We start from the raw sequence: 16,197 nt of genomic DNA, 5'->3' as shown, positions 1-16,197 counted from the left end.
AAGTAACTTTCTTAACGCGGAACTATGAATACGGACCTCTCGGTCACCACTGCAGCGTCAGGGGCCGATTTCACCGTGAAATGGATAGGGTGGGATCCCGGAGTTGCCCCCTCGTACGGCAGCTGCACGCGAACCGCAATCCAGCGGGATTCGGTCGGGCCGACTTCCATACTGGAATCGGTGGAAAGCGTCAGGCCCGGCAAGCCCTCGGCGCTCACCTCAAAAGTTTGAGGGGTCTCCCGGGCATTCATGATCTGCAGGCGGTACACATTCTCCAGCCGGCCGCCCGACACGATGCGGGCCAGTGTGCTGCGGTCGCGCTCGACATCCACCCTGAAAGGCGCGCGCATCCAAAGGCTGACCAACATTGCCAGCACCACGGCCAGCAGGACACCGCTGTACACCAGCACCCGGGGGCGCAGCACATGGCGCAAGATATCGGCGCTAGTCCAGCGCTGGTTTACTGCATTCTGGGTCGAGTACTTCACCAGGCCACAGGCGTAGCCCATCTTGTCCATGACGGTATCGCACACATCGGCACAGGCACCACAGCCTATGCACTCGTATTGCAAGCCCTTGCGGATATCAATACCAGTCGGGCAGACCTGCACACACAAGCTGCAGTCGACGCACGCTCCCAGCTTGAGGGTAGAGAGATCGGCTTTCTTAGAGCGCGCACCACGGGGTTCACCGCGCAATTCGTCATAGGTCACTATCAGGGTGTCTTTGTCAAACATGGCACTCTGAAAGCGCGCATACGGGCACATGTATTTGCAGACCTGCTCACGCATGTAGCCGGCATTGCCATAGGTGGCAAAGCCGTAAAACAGCACCCAGAAGGTCTCCCACGGTCCCATGGTCATGGCCATGACCGCACCGGCCAGACTCTGGATAGGGGTGAAGTAGCCCACAAAGGTAAAGCCGGTCCACAAGCCCACGGCAATCCACATGAGCTGCTTAGCGGTTTTACGCCAGACCTTGTCGACATTCCACGGGCCCGCGTCACGCCGCATGCGGGCAGATCGGTCCCCCTCGGCCAGCTTCTCCAGCCACAGAAAGATTTCGGTGTATACCGTTTGCGGGCAGGCGTAGCCACACCACAAGCGCCCGGCCACCGCCGTGAACAAAAACAAGGACAGTGCAGAGATCACCAAAATGCCGGTGAGGTACACAAAGTCCTGGGGATACAACACGAGGTTGAAGATATAGAACCGCCGTGCCCCGAGATCGAACAGCACCGCCTGGCGCTGCCCCCACTCCAGCCACGGCAATCCATAAAACACCAGCTGGGTCAGAAACACCAGCGCCCACCGCCACTTCGAGAAGTAGCCCGATACGCTGCGCGGGTAAATTTTTTTGTGCGCTTCGTACAGGGCAATCGTCTCCTCGTCGGCACCGGGTGGGGGGGCGATAGGCCCCTTGTCCGGTGACGCAACGATCGGGATGATCTTCTTCTCGACAGTGGAGGCAGGTGCGATCAAGGAATGTCCTTCAGGGTTCAGCCAGCGTTACTTGGCAGCACCGGTGTTGGAGAAGCCCCATACATAGGACGACAACACCTTGATTTGCGCGGGCGAGAGCTTCTGCGCCTGTGCGGGCATCTGGTTGACCTTGCCGTTGGTCACGATGTTGATGATGGCGCTCTCGCCATAGCCATGGAGCCAGATGTCATCGGTCAAGTTGGGCGCACCCAACGCGGGGTTGCCTTTTCCGTTCGAGCCGTGGCAGGCCGCGCAAGCTGCGAACTTGGACTTGCCCAAGTTGGCCCGCACCGAATCGTGCGGACTGCCCGACAAACTCAGCACGTAGTTGGCCAGGTTTTTGACGTCATCACCCGAACCCACTGCCGCCGCCATGGGCGGCATCTGGCCGATGCGGCCCTGGTTCAGCGTCTCGATGATTTTTTCAGGCGAACCGCCATGCAGCCAGTCGGCATCGGTCAGGTTGGGAAAACCTTTGGAACCCCGGGCATCCGAACCATGGCACTGGGAACAGTTGTTCATGAACAAACGCTCGCCGATCGCATGGGATTGCGGGTCTTTGGCGATGTCTTCTGCAGACATGGCGTCAAAGCGCGCGTAAATCGGGGCAATATCAGCCTCCCCCTTGGCGATTTCAGCCTGAAGCTGACCGGTAGAAGTCCAGCCAAGTTTGCCCGCAGATGCACCGAGGCCCGGGTAGAACGCGAGATAGATCGCAGCAAACACAATCGTGATGACAAACAGCCCGACCCACCAGCGTGGCAAAGGGTTGTTCATCTCGCGCAGGTCGCCGTCCCACACGTGGCCGGTGGTGTTGTCGTGGGCGGTCATGGCTTTGGCTTTGCCACTGAACCACAAGAGGAACAGGCAGGCTGCAATGCCGATGACCGTAACGGCGGTCACATAGACCGACCAGAAGTTGCTTGTGAAGTCACTCATTTTGATTCCTTACGAAGCTCAGTCCTGCTCAAACGGCAGATTCGCGGCGTCCTGAAAGTCGTGGGCGCGGCTCTTCGACCAGGCCCAACGGACAATCGCGATAAAGACCACGAAGCTGATGACCGTGGTGACAGAGCGCAGGGTGTTGACATCCATATCCATGTGATTCCCCTTATTTCAGTGCCAGGCCCAAGACCTGCAAATACGCGATCGTGGCTTCGAGTTCAGTCTTGCCCTTGACCTCTTCAGACGCCTTGGCGATCTGCTCGTCGGTGTAGGGCACGCCCACCTTGCGCAGTGCTCGCAGGTGCGATGGCAGGCTTTCTGCGTCCACCAGGTTTTTCTCCAACCAGGGATAGGCCGGCATGTTGGACTCCGGCACCACATCACGCGGGTTCACCAAGTGGATGCGATGCCACTCATCGCTGTACTTGCCGCCCACACGGGCCAGGTCCGGGCCGGTGCGCTTGCTGCCCCATTGGAATGGGTGGTCATATACCGACTCGCCAGCCACCGAGTAGTGGCCGTAGCGCAATGTCTCGGCGCGGAACGGCCGGATCATCTGCGAGTGGCAGTTGTAGCAACCCTCGCGGATATACACATCTCGCCCGGCCAGCTGAAGTGCGGTGTAGGGCTGGATACCCTTGATAGGCTCCGTGGTCGACTTCTGAAAGAACAGCGGAACAATCTCCACCATGCCGCCTGTCAGCAAGACCAGCAGGATCAACACGATCATCAGGAAGTTGCTGGTCTCAATCTTCTCGTGCGACAGACCGGATGCACTTTTTTCGTTTGCCATACAAATTTCCTTTTAAGCGTGGGCTGCCGCGGGGATCGCCACGGTGTTGGCGCGTCCGGCAGTAACCGTCATCAGGGTGTTCCACAGCATGATCAACATGCCGCCCAGGTACAGCAGTCCACCCAACAAACGCAGCACATAGAAGGGATAGGTCGCCTTCACCGACTCAACGAAGGTGTAGGTCAAAGTGCCGTCAGGGTTGATAGCGCGCCACATCAGGCCTTGCATCACACCGGCAATCCACATCGCCGCGATATAGATCACGATGCCGATCGTAGCTGTCCAGAAGTGCAGCTCAATCGCTTTGACGCTGTACATCTCTTTGCGGCCGAACAGGCGGGGAATCAGGTAATACATCGAACCCATGGTCACCAGTCCCACCCAACCCAAGGCGCCGGAGTGCACGTGGCCCACGGTCCAATCGGTGTAGTGGCTCAGGGCATTGACCGTCTTGATGGACATCATCGGGCCCTCGAAGGTGGACATGCCGTAGAAGGACATGGACACGATCAGGAAACGCAGAATCGGATCGTCGCGCAATTTGTGCCAAGCACCCGACAGGGTCATGATGCCGTTGATCATGCCGCCCCAGCTGGGCGCCAACAGGATCAGCGAGAAGACCATGCCTACCGACTGCGTCCAGTCAGGCAGTGCGGTGTAGTGCAGGTGGTGTGGACCCGCCCACATGTAAGTGAAGATCAGCGCCCAGAAGTGGACGATCGACAGGCGGTAGCTGTAGACAGGTCGCTCGGCCTGCTTAGGGATGAAGTAATACATCATGCCCAGAAAGCCGGCCGTCAAAAAGAAGCCCACTGCATTGTGGCCGTACCACCATTGCACCATGGCATCTTGTACGCCGGCGTAAGCCGAGTAGCTCTTCATCAAGCCTGCAGGGATCGCAGCACTGTTCACCAGGTGGAGGATGGCCACCGCGATGATGAAGGCGCCAAAGAACCAGTTAGCCACATAAATGTGCTTGACCTTGCGGGTACCCACGGTGCCGAAGAACACGACTGCAAACGACACCCAGACCAGCGTGATCAGAATGTCAATCGGCCACTCCAGTTCGGCGTATTCCTTGCCGGAGATGTACCCCATGGGCAACGAAAGTGCAGCCGCCAGGATGACCAACTGCCAGCCCCAGAATGTGAATGCCGCCAGCTTGTCGCTGAAAATGCGCACATGACAGGTGCGCTGCACCACGTAGTAGGCAGAAGCGAACAAACCGCATCCGCCGAACGCGAAGATCACTGCGTTAGTGTGCAAGGGGCGCAGCCGTCCGTAGCTGAGCCAGGGGATACCGAAGTTGAGTTCGGGCCAGGCCAGTTGGGCGGCAATGATCACGCCCACCAACATGCCGACCACTCCCCAGACCACCGTCATGACGGCGAACTGGCGCACAACGGTATCGTTGTACGCCGTCGCCTGCTGATTTGGAAATGCCATATTTACCTCTTCTTGGATTGCTTCACAGCGAGTGTCTGTCGGGCTTTACTTGAGCGAGTTGACCCACATCAACCGGCGGAGAAAAAGCGGGGAACCTTTTTCAGGGTTCGCGCAAAATGCGCTCCCCCTCGGACTCGATGTCTTCAAACTGCCCCCGGTCTATGGCCCACCAGAGGCCGGCCAAAATGAAAAACACCAGCACCACCGACAGCGGCACCAACAAATACAGGATGTCCATCACGCCCCCCGGATTGAAAAAGTGACCGCGGGCGGCACACCGCTGCCCGAGGCCTGCAGGCTGCTGCCGGATGAGAGGCGCAAGGCGTTGAGCACCACCAGCAAAGAGCTGGCAGCCATGCCTAGACCGGCCAGCCATGCAGGCAAATAGCCGGCGATCGCCAACGGTATGCATGCCACGTTGTAGGCCAGTGCCCACCACAGGTTTTGCCGCACCACCCGGAGTGTTTTGCGGGCCAGCATCAGCGCGGTGTATACGTTGTGCAACTGATCGCCCAGTGCCACAAAATCGGCGCGGGACTGCGTGATTGACACCGCTCGCCCGAATGCAAAAGACACCTGCGCCCCCGCCAGTACCGGACCATCATTCAGCCCATCGCCCACCATGGCCACTACGTGGCCGCGGCCTTGCAACTGGTGCACATAGTCCAACTTGTCCGCCGGCGAGCAGCCGCCCGCTACGTGTGTGATGCCAAGACGTTGCCCCATTGCTCGTGCAGCGGCAGTGCGGTCGCCCGAGAGCAAATGCACCTCCACCCCCTGCGCTTGCAAGGCGGCGATGACACCCTGGGCATCACTGCGCAACTCTTCTTGCCAGTAGAAACTGGCCAACCAGCCCTGCGCATCCTGCAGGTGGACGACAGGTCCGGTTGGGGCAGTGGCGTCGGGCGCGTCCGCTGCGGCACCGCAGAAAGTGGCCGACCCCAGGCGCATACGGCCTTCAGAGATGTCGGCGGAGCCTTCTGCCGATCCCGCGAGCGGCAGCGCATGGGCTTGCACGCCCTGCCCGGCTATTTCTTGAGGTGTCTGCACCACCACCGGAGTCACCCCTTCTTGCGCAGCAAGCTGCCCAATTGCCCGGGAAAGTGGATGCAGCGAATGCGCTGCCAGCCCGGCTGCGCAGGCCAATGCGGCTTCGCGCGACACGCCGGGGCGGGTGTTTACCGCCTTCAATGTCATGGCATCGCGTGTGAGCGTGCCAGTTTTGTCAAACACCACCGTATCGACCTCAGCCAAGCTCTCGAGCGAGGGCAGGCAGCGCACCAGCAAACCCTGCCGCGCGAGGTTGCCTGCAGCTGCCAGCATGGCCGCCGGGGTGGCGAGGGACAAAGCGCAAGGGCAGGTCACGATCAACACCGACACCGCCACCATGACCGCATGGGCCGGGTTCTGCGGCCACCACCACACAGCTGCAGCCCCAGCCGCCAGCAACACGCCGATCAAGAAAGGGCTAGCCCAACGATCGACCAGCAATGCGGCACCCGGCTTGGAGAGCGAGGCGCCCTCCATCAGGGCCAGAATCTGGGCAAAGCGGGTGGCCTCGCCCAATGCGACTACACGCAGCTGCACCGTGCCCTCAAGGTTGTGACTGCCCGCAATCACCGACTGGCCCTCGCTACGGGTCAGCGCCTCGGATTCACCCGTCAGCAAAGACTCATCCACACAGGTGCGGCCCTGCACGATCACCCCATCCGCGGCAAAGGCCTCGCCGGCCCGGATCTGCATCAGGTCACCCACCAGCAAACGACGCACCGCCACCCGCTCCCACCCGCCGTCCGGGGTTTGCCGCAACACACTGTCAGGCATGCGGTTCATCAATGCATCCAGCGCTCCTGCGGTACGGTCGCGCAAGCGGGCTTCCAGCCAACGCCCGGTCAGAAGAAAGAACACAAACATCGTGAGGGAGTCGAAATACACCTCCCGACCAAACATACCTGCAGGATCAAAGGTTCCCGCGGTGCTGGCCGCAAAGGTGATCAGCATGCCGAGTGCTACCGGCAGGTCCATGCTGACCCGCAGGTGGCGCACATCAGACCAGGCCTTGCGAAAGAAGGGCCCGCACGAAAACAGCACCACCGGCAAAGACAAAACCCAAGAGGCCCAGCGCAACAGCTGCTCGTACTCCAGCGCCAGATCGCCCGGGCGGGCCTGGTAGGCCGGCCACGCATACATCATCACTTGCATCATGCAAAGGCCGGCAACCAGCCACTGCCACAAGGCTTTGCGGGACTCGGCCTTGCGGCGCTCGGCAGCAAATACATCGTTGGCCGGGACAGCGCGGTAGCCCGCACTCTCAAGGGCCTGCATCCATTGCGAGGGCAAGACTGTGTCTTGCGTCCAGCGCACGCGTGCGCGGCGGTTTGCCGCACTCACCCGCGCCGACTCCACACCCGGCACCTTGAGCAAGGCGTCTTCAATCGTCAAAGCACATGCTGCGCAGTGCATGCCTTCTATCACCAGGTTGGATTCCCAGTGACCGGGGGCCGCGGGGTCCTCCCGGCTGAAGGCACTCCATTCGGCCGCATGGTCCACCACGCTCAAGGTATCCGCCTCCCAAGGGGATGCGACAGGCAAAGGAATAGGCGTGGAGAGCATGGCCGGAATTCTGCGATCCCTGTCCGCCATGAACCTTGATACACATCAAGACAGACCGCAATGGGCGGCGTAATCTGAAGGCCTACGAACCTAAAGGAGCAACTCTATGTACCAACGCATTCTGGTCACCACCGACGGCAGCAAGCTCTCTCAAAAAGCAATTGCGGCAGCAATCAAACTGGCCGGACTCACCGGCGCGGAGCTGGTCGCACTCAAAGTTGTGCAGCGCTACCCCCAGTCCTACTTTGAAGGCGGAATGGCATTGGTGGGTGAAGAAGTGAAACAGGTCGAAAAAACTTGGGGCGATGCCGCCCAGAAGGTGGTGAACGCCGTCAAAAAAACGGCAGAAGATGCCGGCATCAAAACCAAAGCGGTCGTGGTGCGCTCGGATGTGGTGTCGGACGCGATTCTCAGCACCATTAAAAAGCAAGGCTGTGACTTGGTGGTGATGGCCTCTCACGGGCGCAAGGGCATCAAGCGACTGCTCTTGGGAAGCGAGACCCAACATGTACTGACCCACGCCACTGTGCCAGTGCTGGTTTTGAAGTAATTTCTAGATCAAAAGAGGCTGTAGCCCTTTAAATTATTGCGCGAGTAGCTATCAAAAATATAGCTACATCTGCGGACTAGAGGCCTCTTCCTCTTCCTGGTAGCGGTCCCGGATCTCGAGGACCTCATCAAAGGCATTCAAGAAGGCCTGCACACATGCCGGATCGAAATGGGTTCCAGCCCCGGCATTCAAAAAGTCAACGGCTTGCTCCAGCGTCCACGCTTTTTTGTAAGGACGCTCGGAGGTCAAGGCATCAAAAACGTCCGCTACCGCCACGATACGGCTGAACAGTGGTATTTCCTCCCCTTTCTTGCCTTGGGGGTAACCGCTCCCGTCGAATTTTTCGTGGTGGCCGCGTGCGATTTCAGCGCCCGCCTGCAGGACCTTGGAGGTACTGCCGTGCAGCAACTCATACCCGAATTCGGCGTGCTGCTTCATGATCTCGAACTCGGGGCCCGTCAGCCGCCCGGGCTTGAGTAGGATATTGTCGGTGATGCCCACTTTGCCGATGTCATGCATCGGTGCGGCCTGCAAAATCAAATCCTGATCCGCCTCCGGCAACCCCAGGTGTTTCGCAATCAAGCGGGAATAGTGCGCCATTCGCAGGATGTGAGCCCCCGTTTCGGGGTCGCGATATTCCGCTGCCTTGCACAGCCTGAATACGGTCTCTTGCTCGCGCTGCACAATCACTGCGGTGGCTTTTTTGACCTCAGAGTCCAGCCACTCCGCGCGATCCGCGAGCTTGCGGCGCGCAGCGCTCAAACTCAGCATGTTCTTGGCGCGCGCCAGAAACTCCACCTTGTCGACTGGCTTGGCCAAAAAGTCGTTGGCTCCGGAGTCCAGAGCGCGATACCGCACTTGTTTTTGATCATTGGCGGTAATCATGAGGATAGGCACCTCCTCGCAGCCCTTCAGCGCCCGGAAGCGCTGGATGAACTCCAAGCCATCCATGCCCGGCATCATGTAATCCACGATCACCAAATCGGGCTGCTTGGTTGCTGCCCAATCCAGTGCCTGCAGGGGGCTCTCGAAGTTGTGGCTTCGGCAGTTGTCCAGCTTTTTGATCAACGCACTGAAAAGAATCAGGTTGATTTCCGTGTCGTCGATGATGAGTACGTCCTGCATGGTCACAGTATGGCCTTAAATATTCTGTCCGTAGCTGCCGGCACGTTGGCGCAGCGCTTGCACCAGAGACTCAACTTCGCGCACCAGGGAGGGAATCAGCGCTGCGACAGCTGCGGCATCCCTGAAAGCGGCCATGCTCTCCAGACGCTGGGCCAGCGCACTGGCCGGTTGCGCTTCAAACAAGGACAAAGTCGCCTTCAGGGCATGGGCCGCGTGCAACATGCCGTGGAAATCACCCGCTGCAAGGTCGGCCTCCAGACGGGCCTTGTCTTGCTCCCACTGCTCGCAAAACACATCGGCCACGATATCCACCATTTCCTGGTCAGCATGCGTCAGCGCAGTGGCATAGTCGAAACGGGTAGCTTGTGGCGCCAACACGGCCACCTCAGTCTCAGGGCGCAGAGCCGCGGGATCGGTCTTCGCAGAGGCCAGAAACGTCAACTCTGTGATCTTTTGCTGGAGCTCTTCAGAGCGTATCGGCTTGGAGACGTAGTCATCCATACCCGCCGAAAGGCATAAATTGCGATCAGACTCCATGGCGTTCGCGGTCATGGCGATGATGGGAATCCGCCGCCCGCTCTCACCCGCACGGATGCGCCGAGTGGCCTCCAAGCCGTCCATCACCGGCATCATCATGTCCATCAACACCAGGTCGTAATGACGCTGGGGCAACATCTGCAAGGCAATCTGGCCGTTGTCGGCAACATCGACCCGGTGCCCCCAGCGCTCCAGCAAAGTCACCGCCAGTTTTTGGTTAATCGCATGGTCCTCAACCAACAAAATATCCAGCATCGGATGGGTGTCGCGGATCGAGTGGCGGGTAACCAGCACCTCCGGCCGCACCTTGTGCAGCTTCAACACATCGGACAGCAGTTGCAGCAAATCGTCACGGGCAATCGGCTTGGAGAGATACCCCGCAATACCCGCTTCGCGCGAACGCTGACCATCGCCCTTCAGCCCCGCCGAGGACAGGAGCACCATGGGCAGCTCCTGGCAATGCGCCAGCGCTCTGATGCGTGCAGCCGTCGTAAAACCATCCATTTCCGGCATCTGGGCATCGAGCAGAATCAAGTCGCATACAGCGGTGCCAGTTGGAGCGTCCTGGGCCTGCAACCACGCAAGGGCGGCACTGCCCGATTCGGCTTGGGAAGTGCGGGCGCCAAACGAGGCCAGTAAACCGCACAAGACTTCACGGTTGACCTGGTTGTCGTCAACTACCAGCAGGTGCAAGCCATCTAAACGTATCGCGGCGGTCGGCTCAAGGGGCGCGGCCAAGTCGGGGACCAGCGCCACGGTGAAATGAAAGGTGCTGCCTACGCCCGGCGTACTCTCCACCCAGATCGCACCACCCATACCCTCCACCAAGCGGGCGCAGATGGTGAGCCCGAGGCCGGTACCGCCGTATTTGCGGGTGGTGGAGCTGTCTTCCTGCGAAAACGCATCGAACACGCTGCTCAGCTTGTGAGCCGGTATGCCGATACCGGTATCGCTCACCGCCAGATGGAGCAAAGGCTGGCCTTCCGGTGTTTTCGACTGACGCACCCGCAACACGACCTCGCCTTTGGCTGTGAACTTGATGGCATTCCCAAGAATATTGACCAGCACCTGCCGCAAGCGGCCCGGGTCCCCGACCAAGGCACGGGGGACATCGGGAGCCACATCCCACACAACCTCCAAGCCCTTGTCGTGGGCGCGCAATGCGACCGCTTTCAGGGTGTCGGCGATGGTGCGCTCGAGGTTAAACGGGATGGCCTCAATGTCCATCTTGCCTGCTTCGATTTTGGAGAAATCCAGAATATCGTTGATCACGCGGAGCAAGGCCTCGGACGAGGACTTCACGATATTCAGGTACTCCTGTTGCTCGGCATCCAGCGTGGTATCGAGCAGCAGTTCCGTCATACCGATCACCCCGTTCATCGGGGTGCGGATTTCGTGGCTCATGTTGGCCAGAAAGTCTGATTTGGCGCGGTTGGCAGCCTCGGCAGCATCCTTGGCCTTTTGCAGCTCCAGCGAGATGTGACGGGCCTGGGTGATATCGGTCAAGAAGCCGTTCCAGACGATATGGCCATTGGGCTTGTACTGGGGCTGCGACTCCCCGCGCACCCAAGTGATCTCCAGGGTCTCGATATTCATCATCCGGAAGTCCATGCCCCACGGGGCCCCGGAACGGGACGCCGCAATCAGAGACTGGGCTACCTCGTCCCGGTCATCCGGATGCACTGACTGCAAGAAGATGTTGGAGTCCTCGGCCATGGTCTCAGGGCGAACGCCCGTCATGCTCTCCGCCGCCTGGCTGATGAACGGAATCCGGAACAATCCACCCTTGGTGACGTAATACTGAAACACCGCCACGGGGATTTGCCGCGTCACCTCTTTAAGCCGCTCGTCGGCCTCTTTGGCGCGCGTCACGTCCTGCCAGATGCCGGTGAATACCCGGTCGCCGTTGGGGTCATCATCGGGTTCCGGGCTGATTTCTGTGCGTATCCAGCGTATCGACTTGTCGGGCATGCAGATGCGGTATTCGCCCTGCCACGGTTGCCGCTCCTGGGCCGCTTGGTGAATACCATCGCGCACCGCAGGCCAATCCTCGGCCAGGACCTGCCGTGTGGCCACATGGGGGTCGGCCAGCAATTCTTGCACGCTGAAACCACGCACCTCCATCACCTTGTCGTTCACAAAGGTGTAGTGCATGCCCTTGTCGTTGACATGCACACGGAACACGACACCGGGCAAAGTATTGGTGATGTGACGCAGCCGCGCTTCAGCGGCCTTGATATTCACTTCCATGCGTTTGCGCGCCGAAATATCGGTGCGGATCGCGACATACATGGTCGGGGTGCCGGACTCGTCTTTGAGCGGAACAATCGTCGCATCGACCCAGTACAAATGCCCGTCCTTGGCGCGATTGCAAATCTCGCCCCTCCAGACCCGGCCAGCGGAAATGACACCCCACAAATTGGTGAAATACACCTGATCTTGCGTCCCGGAGTTGATCATGCGGTGGTTTTGACCGATTAGCTCCGCCCGGGTGTAACCGCTGATCTGGCAAAAGCGGTCGTTGGCATACAAAATGTCGCCCGCCGCATTGGTAGTGCTGACGATGGCATGTTGGTCGAGTGCAAATTTCTGATTGGCAAGATCGGTGAGTGCGAACTGGAGGTCTTTTTGACTCTCCTCCTTTTGGCGCACCAATGTCCCCATCAGCTCCGACAAATCTTCGAGCGAGTCGCCCTTGAGGGGCGGGTGATGCGGATCCAACTGCAGCATCAGCTCGGTGGCGGTGGCTCGCAAGGAGTCCATCGCCCGGGTGCGGCTTTCCAGCTCGTTGCGCAGGCGGGTGTTGCTGGCTGTCAGATCTTGGGAGCTGAGCTCCAGGCTCAGGGCCTTGAGGGCCAAGTCCCGGTCGTTTTGCCGGTAAGCGTCTTCCACCCGGCTCAACAACGGGCCTAAGCCACTCAAAACTTTTGCAACTGCGGGGGACACGCCATCTGCGCCGGCCAGCGCCTCGAGCTCCTGCTGGACAGCGGGCCAGGCATCTCCTTCCAACCCGAGGTGGCGCTTGACTTGGCGCGCCAACAATTTGTGTTGCAGGGGACGGGAGGCCTCAGTCATGCCGCTTCCGAAAAATAGGTGATCGTCATGGTTTGGTTGTGCAACAAACAGGCTGCCCCATGGTGCGCCGGACTGATTTCGCCATACGAATAAAAGCCGGCCAGTGTGGCCTCATGACCCAGTACCGAGGCAACCGCCTCGATCTCTTCCTCGACCCGTCCCCCCATCACGACTTTGCGACCGACGCAGCTCACCATCAACGCGAGCCCGGGGCCTTGGACCACAGACAGGCTTTGCGCCGCCTGCTCTGCCCCTTGAACCAGCGCGTCTGTGCCAGCCTGCATCATGCGCACGTAACTCCCCTCCTCGACCTCGCCCGCCAACGTGATACTGCCAGCCGACTCATCCACACTCAAGATGGTGCGTAACAAGCCGTCCGCCGCCTGGTCCGCAGCCACCGCCGAAAAAGGAAACAAGAGGCCGGAAGCCGGCAGGTCTTTGGCGTATTCGCCCAAATACCGTTTGTAAGTGCTCAGAGCCGGCTCGTCATCCAGCGAATAAAGCACATTGCGGTCCGCGCGGGTCACGCGCCTGGTGGGACCAAAGGCACTCCAGCCACCAAAGACCCCATGCGACACCGACAAACCGTCGCCGTAAAGGCCGGCACAGACCAGCAGGTTGTCGCTCACGCCTTGGTTGTCCATCACCACTGTTTGCTGAAACGCGCCGCCGTCGCCGGCCATGCCCCCCACCAGTGGCACTTGGTCGCCCAGCACCCGTGTCATGCCCTCGATTAGCGCGGTGCCATTCATCTTGACGCCTTGGGCCAGCACCACCACCGCCCGCAGCCCGGCACGCGGCAGGCCGACCGCCAAGCGGACGCCAGCATCCAACGAGTCGTCCATGTCGCGAAGTTCGGTAGATGACTGCAGGGTGCGCACATTTGCCCAGCGCACGGCTGAAAGTGCCAGGCAATCGTCGCCCACACCGCCCGAGAAAATCTCTCCAGCAGTGCTGCAACCCATCAGCACAGCACCCGGCACCGCTTGGAGCAAAGCGGCGTGGGCTTGCCGCAGAAGCGGCTCAGGCCCAAAAGCCAGTACCCATGCGGGCTCAAAGGCGGCCAAGGCACTCAGACCGGAGCGGTCGGGAATTCCGCCTTGCGTAGTGGTTTGAAAAACATCCATACCGGCGCTCCCTTGGGGGTTCATCTGAAGGCAGGCCGGATGATACGCCAGCCTACAGAGCTTTACTCAAAATCACACAAAAACTACTAAAAACGTATTTTTCATATTTTATGATTTTTTGTACTGCTCACGCAAAAGATTTTTTTGGACTTTACCCATCGCGTTGCGGGGAAGCGCATCCACGATCACACAGCGCTTGGGCACCTTGAAATTCGCCAGCATGCCTTTGAGCGTGGTGACCATGGCTGGGCCGTCCAGGGTGTGCCCTTTCAGTGGTACCACGACGGCCACACCCACTTCGCCGAAATCGGCATCCGGCACGCCCACAACCGCGCTTTCCTCTACGCCGTCCAGGTTGTTGATGTAGCCCTCGATCTCGGCCGGGTAAACGTTGTAGCCCCCACTGATGATCAAGTCTTTGCTGCGCCCGACGATCGTGACATAGCCCATGGCATCCACAAAGCCTACGTCACCGGTTTTGAAGAAGCCGTCTGCAGTGAACTCCTGCGCCGTTTTCTCGGGCATTTGCCAGTAGCCCTGAAACACGTTGGCGCCCTTGACCTCAATTCCGCCGGTCTCTCCGGTGGGCACAGGCTGCCCCGCCTCATCCCGCACCCGCAGCTGCACCCCGGGCAAGGGCCGCCCCACAGTGCCGACCATGCGCTCACCGTCTGCGGCTTTGCACGGGTTGGAGGTCAGCATCACCGTCTCTGACATGCCGTAGCGCTCCAGAATCGTGTGCCCGGTGCGCGCCTGCCATTGGCGGTGCGTGTCGACCAGCATGGGCGCGGAGCCCGAGATAAACAGGCGCATGTGGCGGGTGGACTGGGCGTCCAGCCCTGCCTCGGCCAGCAGGCGCACGTATAGTGTGGGCACGCCCATGAACACAGTCGCCCGCGCCATGAGCCGCAAGGTGGTAGCAGGCTCGAACTTGGCGCACCAGAGCATGGTGCTGCCGTTGATGAGTGCGCCGTGGATGGCCACGAACAACCCATGGACATGGAATATCGGGAGTGCATGGATCAACACGTCGCCAGCCCTCCAGTCCCAATGCTGCTGCAGCACCTGCGCATTGCTCAGCAGGTTGCCGTGGCTCAGCATCGCGCCTTTGCTGCGGCCGGTGGTGCCACTGGTGTAGATGATGGCGGCCAGATCGTCCGGAGCCCGCGGCACCAGTGTGTGGGTGCGCGGGTAATGCGAGGCGCGCTCCAGAAGCGTTCCGGTGCGATCGTCATTGAGCGAAAACACATGCTGGGTGCCGGCCAAAAAAGCCATCTTGCTGAGCCAGCCGAAGTTGCGGCCGGCACACACTAGCACCGCGGGTTTGGCATCGCCCAAGAAATATTCCATTTCTGCACTTTGGTAGGCGGTGTTCAGCGGCAGGTACACCAGCCCGGCGCGCAGCGTTGCGAGATACAAGACCAAGGCCTCTACCGACTTGTCCACCTGCACAGCAACCCGGCTGCCGGGTGCCAGGTCCAGAAAGCCGAACAGGTTGGCCACCATAGCCGTGGCCTCGTCGAGGTCGCGCCAGGAGTAGTGCAATCCGCTGTCGGTCTCCACCGCGGTGCGTGTCATGTCCGCCGGAAAAGCTGCGCGCAATGCGGTGAACAAATTCGCGTCAGATGCCGCAAGGATTTTGTTGTTGCTCATAGGGTGCGTAAAATCAAAGGGAAAAGAGGAGCCGGTCAAAACACCGGCTTGCGCTTGTCAAGAAAGGCAGTGATGCCCTCACGGTGCTCAGCAGAGTCGGCATAGGCGTAGGAAGCACGCAACTCATTTGCTATCAAATCAGGAGCTGCTTGCGCATATTCTGCGAGCGCTACCGGCTCATTTAGCGTACGAAACGTTTGCTTATTCAAGCGGGCTGCTTGCGGGGCCAGCGCCGCGATGCGCACGGCCAACTCCCGGCCCGCATTGCCCAACTCTGCCGCCGCGCACACGCGGGTGAGAAAACCATGCCCGAGCATGGCCGGGGCGTCAAACACCTCGGCGGCCAGCAGCATGGCACGGGCGACGGTGGCACCGGCCACCCGCCCCACCAGCGCGGCCTCGCGCGGCGCCATCGGAAAACCCAAGCGGGCAATCGGGGCACCGAAGCGGGCGGTGTCGGCTGCCAGGCGCAAATCGCAACAGCTGGCGATCTCCAACCCCGCCCCCATGCAGTTGCCCTCGATCAGGGCGACGATGGGCACGTCGCAATCGAGCATGGCTTGCAAACCACCCCACACCTCCCGCTCATGGAAGTACTCAAGTTGGATGGCATCGAAACGGAAACCGGGGTACTCGGCAATATCGCCACCGGCACAAAAGTGGCCCTGGTCGCCACGCAGCAGCACGCAGCGCACCAGCTTGTCCGCCTGCACCGCCTCGAACAACGTTTTCAACTCCGCCCACATGCTGCGGGACATGGCGTTGAATTTGCCGGTGTGGGTAAGGGTCAGCGCCCATACACCGGGTGTTCCATAGGCATCCCGCTCGATTGCAATCCCGCCTGCCATGGTG

Annotated in this window: 13 protein-coding genes; 1 reads left to right on the top strand and 12 read right to left on the bottom strand. The window is 60.1% G+C overall.

Going from position 1 to position 16,197, the window contains the following annotated elements; genetic code table 11:
- Positions 1 to 11 precede the first annotated feature (11 nt).
- From ccoG to U5L73_RS09380, 7 genes are all read right to left on the bottom strand, one after another.
- A complete protein-coding gene (gene ccoG, locus U5L73_RS09410) occupies positions 12 to 1,478 on the bottom strand; it encodes a cytochrome c oxidase accessory protein CcoG (RefSeq protein ID WP_416221329.1) in 1,467 nt (488 codons plus the stop codon).
- A gap of 30 nt (positions 1,479 to 1,508) precedes the next feature.
- Entirely contained in the window at positions 1,509 to 2,420 is a 912-nt protein-coding gene (gene ccoP / locus U5L73_RS09405) for a cytochrome-c oxidase, cbb3-type subunit III (RefSeq protein ID WP_322562121.1), read from the bottom strand.
- Between the two features lie 18 nt (positions 2,421 to 2,438).
- Positions 2,439 to 2,582 (bottom strand): cbb3-type cytochrome oxidase subunit 3, encoded by a 144-nt coding sequence (locus U5L73_RS09400; protein WP_313875888.1) that lies wholly within the window; start codon positions 2,580 to 2,582, stop codon positions 2,439 to 2,441.
- A 10-nt stretch (positions 2,583 to 2,592) separates the two neighbouring features.
- On the bottom strand, positions 2,593 to 3,219 hold the full coding sequence (gene ccoO, locus U5L73_RS09395; protein ID WP_322562120.1) for a cytochrome-c oxidase, cbb3-type subunit II: 627 nt from the start codon (positions 3,217 to 3,219) through the stop codon (positions 2,593 to 2,595).
- A 12-nt stretch (positions 3,220 to 3,231) separates the two neighbouring features.
- The gene (gene ccoN, locus U5L73_RS09390) at positions 3,232 to 4,665 is read right to left on the bottom strand and encodes a cytochrome-c oxidase, cbb3-type subunit I (RefSeq protein ID WP_322562119.1); all 1,434 of its coding nucleotides are present in this window, start codon (positions 4,663 to 4,665) and stop codon (positions 3,232 to 3,234) included.
- 100 nt (positions 4,666 to 4,765) lie between these two features.
- Positions 4,766 to 4,903, bottom strand: a complete 138-nt coding sequence (gene ccoS, locus U5L73_RS09385; RefSeq protein ID WP_087493533.1) for a cbb3-type cytochrome oxidase assembly protein CcoS — start codon at positions 4,901 to 4,903, stop codon at positions 4,766 to 4,768.
- Positions 4,903 to 7,278 (bottom strand): heavy metal translocating P-type ATPase, encoded by a 2,376-nt coding sequence (locus U5L73_RS09380; RefSeq protein WP_416221290.1) that lies wholly within the window; start codon positions 7,276 to 7,278, stop codon positions 4,903 to 4,905. The genes ccoS and U5L73_RS09380 overlap by 1 nt, the downstream gene beginning before the upstream one ends.
- Before the next feature lie 106 nt (positions 7,279 to 7,384).
- Here U5L73_RS09380 and U5L73_RS09375 point away from each other — a divergent pair, with 106 nt between their 5' ends.
- Positions 7,385 to 7,828: a universal stress protein gene (locus tag U5L73_RS09375; RefSeq protein ID WP_322562118.1), complete on the top strand. Its 444-nt coding sequence runs from the start codon at positions 7,385 to 7,387 to the stop codon at positions 7,826 to 7,828.
- A 63-nt stretch (positions 7,829 to 7,891) separates the two neighbouring features.
- Here the strand turns inward: U5L73_RS09375 and U5L73_RS09370 are convergent, their stop codons facing one another.
- The 5 genes from U5L73_RS09370 to U5L73_RS09350 all read right to left on the bottom strand — a co-directional run bounded on the left by U5L73_RS09370 (position 7,892) and on the right by U5L73_RS09350 (position 16,193).
- Positions 7,892 to 8,953, bottom strand: coding sequence for an HD domain-containing phosphohydrolase (locus U5L73_RS09370; protein ID WP_322562117.1), 1,062 nt, complete (start codon positions 8,951 to 8,953; stop codon positions 7,892 to 7,894).
- 15 nt (positions 8,954 to 8,968) lie between these two features.
- A complete protein-coding gene (locus U5L73_RS09365; RefSeq protein ID WP_322562116.1) occupies positions 8,969 to 12,565 on the bottom strand; it encodes a response regulator in 3,597 nt (1,198 codons plus the stop codon).
- A complete protein-coding gene (locus U5L73_RS09360) occupies positions 12,562 to 13,692 on the bottom strand; it encodes an FIST signal transduction protein (RefSeq protein ID WP_322562115.1) in 1,131 nt (376 codons plus the stop codon). Before U5L73_RS09360 ends, U5L73_RS09365 begins: the two co-directional genes overlap by 4 nt.
- Before the next feature lie 108 nt (positions 13,693 to 13,800).
- Positions 13,801 to 15,345, bottom strand: a complete 1,545-nt coding sequence (locus tag U5L73_RS09355) for a malonyl-CoA synthase (RefSeq protein ID WP_322562114.1) — start codon at positions 15,343 to 15,345, stop codon at positions 13,801 to 13,803.
- 35 nt (positions 15,346 to 15,380) lie between these two features.
- Positions 15,381 to 16,193: an enoyl-CoA hydratase/isomerase family protein gene (locus U5L73_RS09350; RefSeq protein ID WP_322562113.1), complete on the bottom strand. Its 813-nt coding sequence runs from the start codon at positions 16,191 to 16,193 to the stop codon at positions 15,381 to 15,383.
- Positions 16,194 to 16,197: the final 4 nt, after the last annotated feature.

Origin of the sequence: Rhodoferax sp. (assembly GCF_034520025.1) — a bacterium.
Lineage (GTDB): Bacteria > Pseudomonadota > Gammaproteobacteria > Burkholderiales > Burkholderiaceae_C > Allorhodoferax.
The sequence above is the reverse complement of the archived record's forward strand: the minus strand, read 5'-3'. Positions and strand labels throughout refer to the sequence as shown.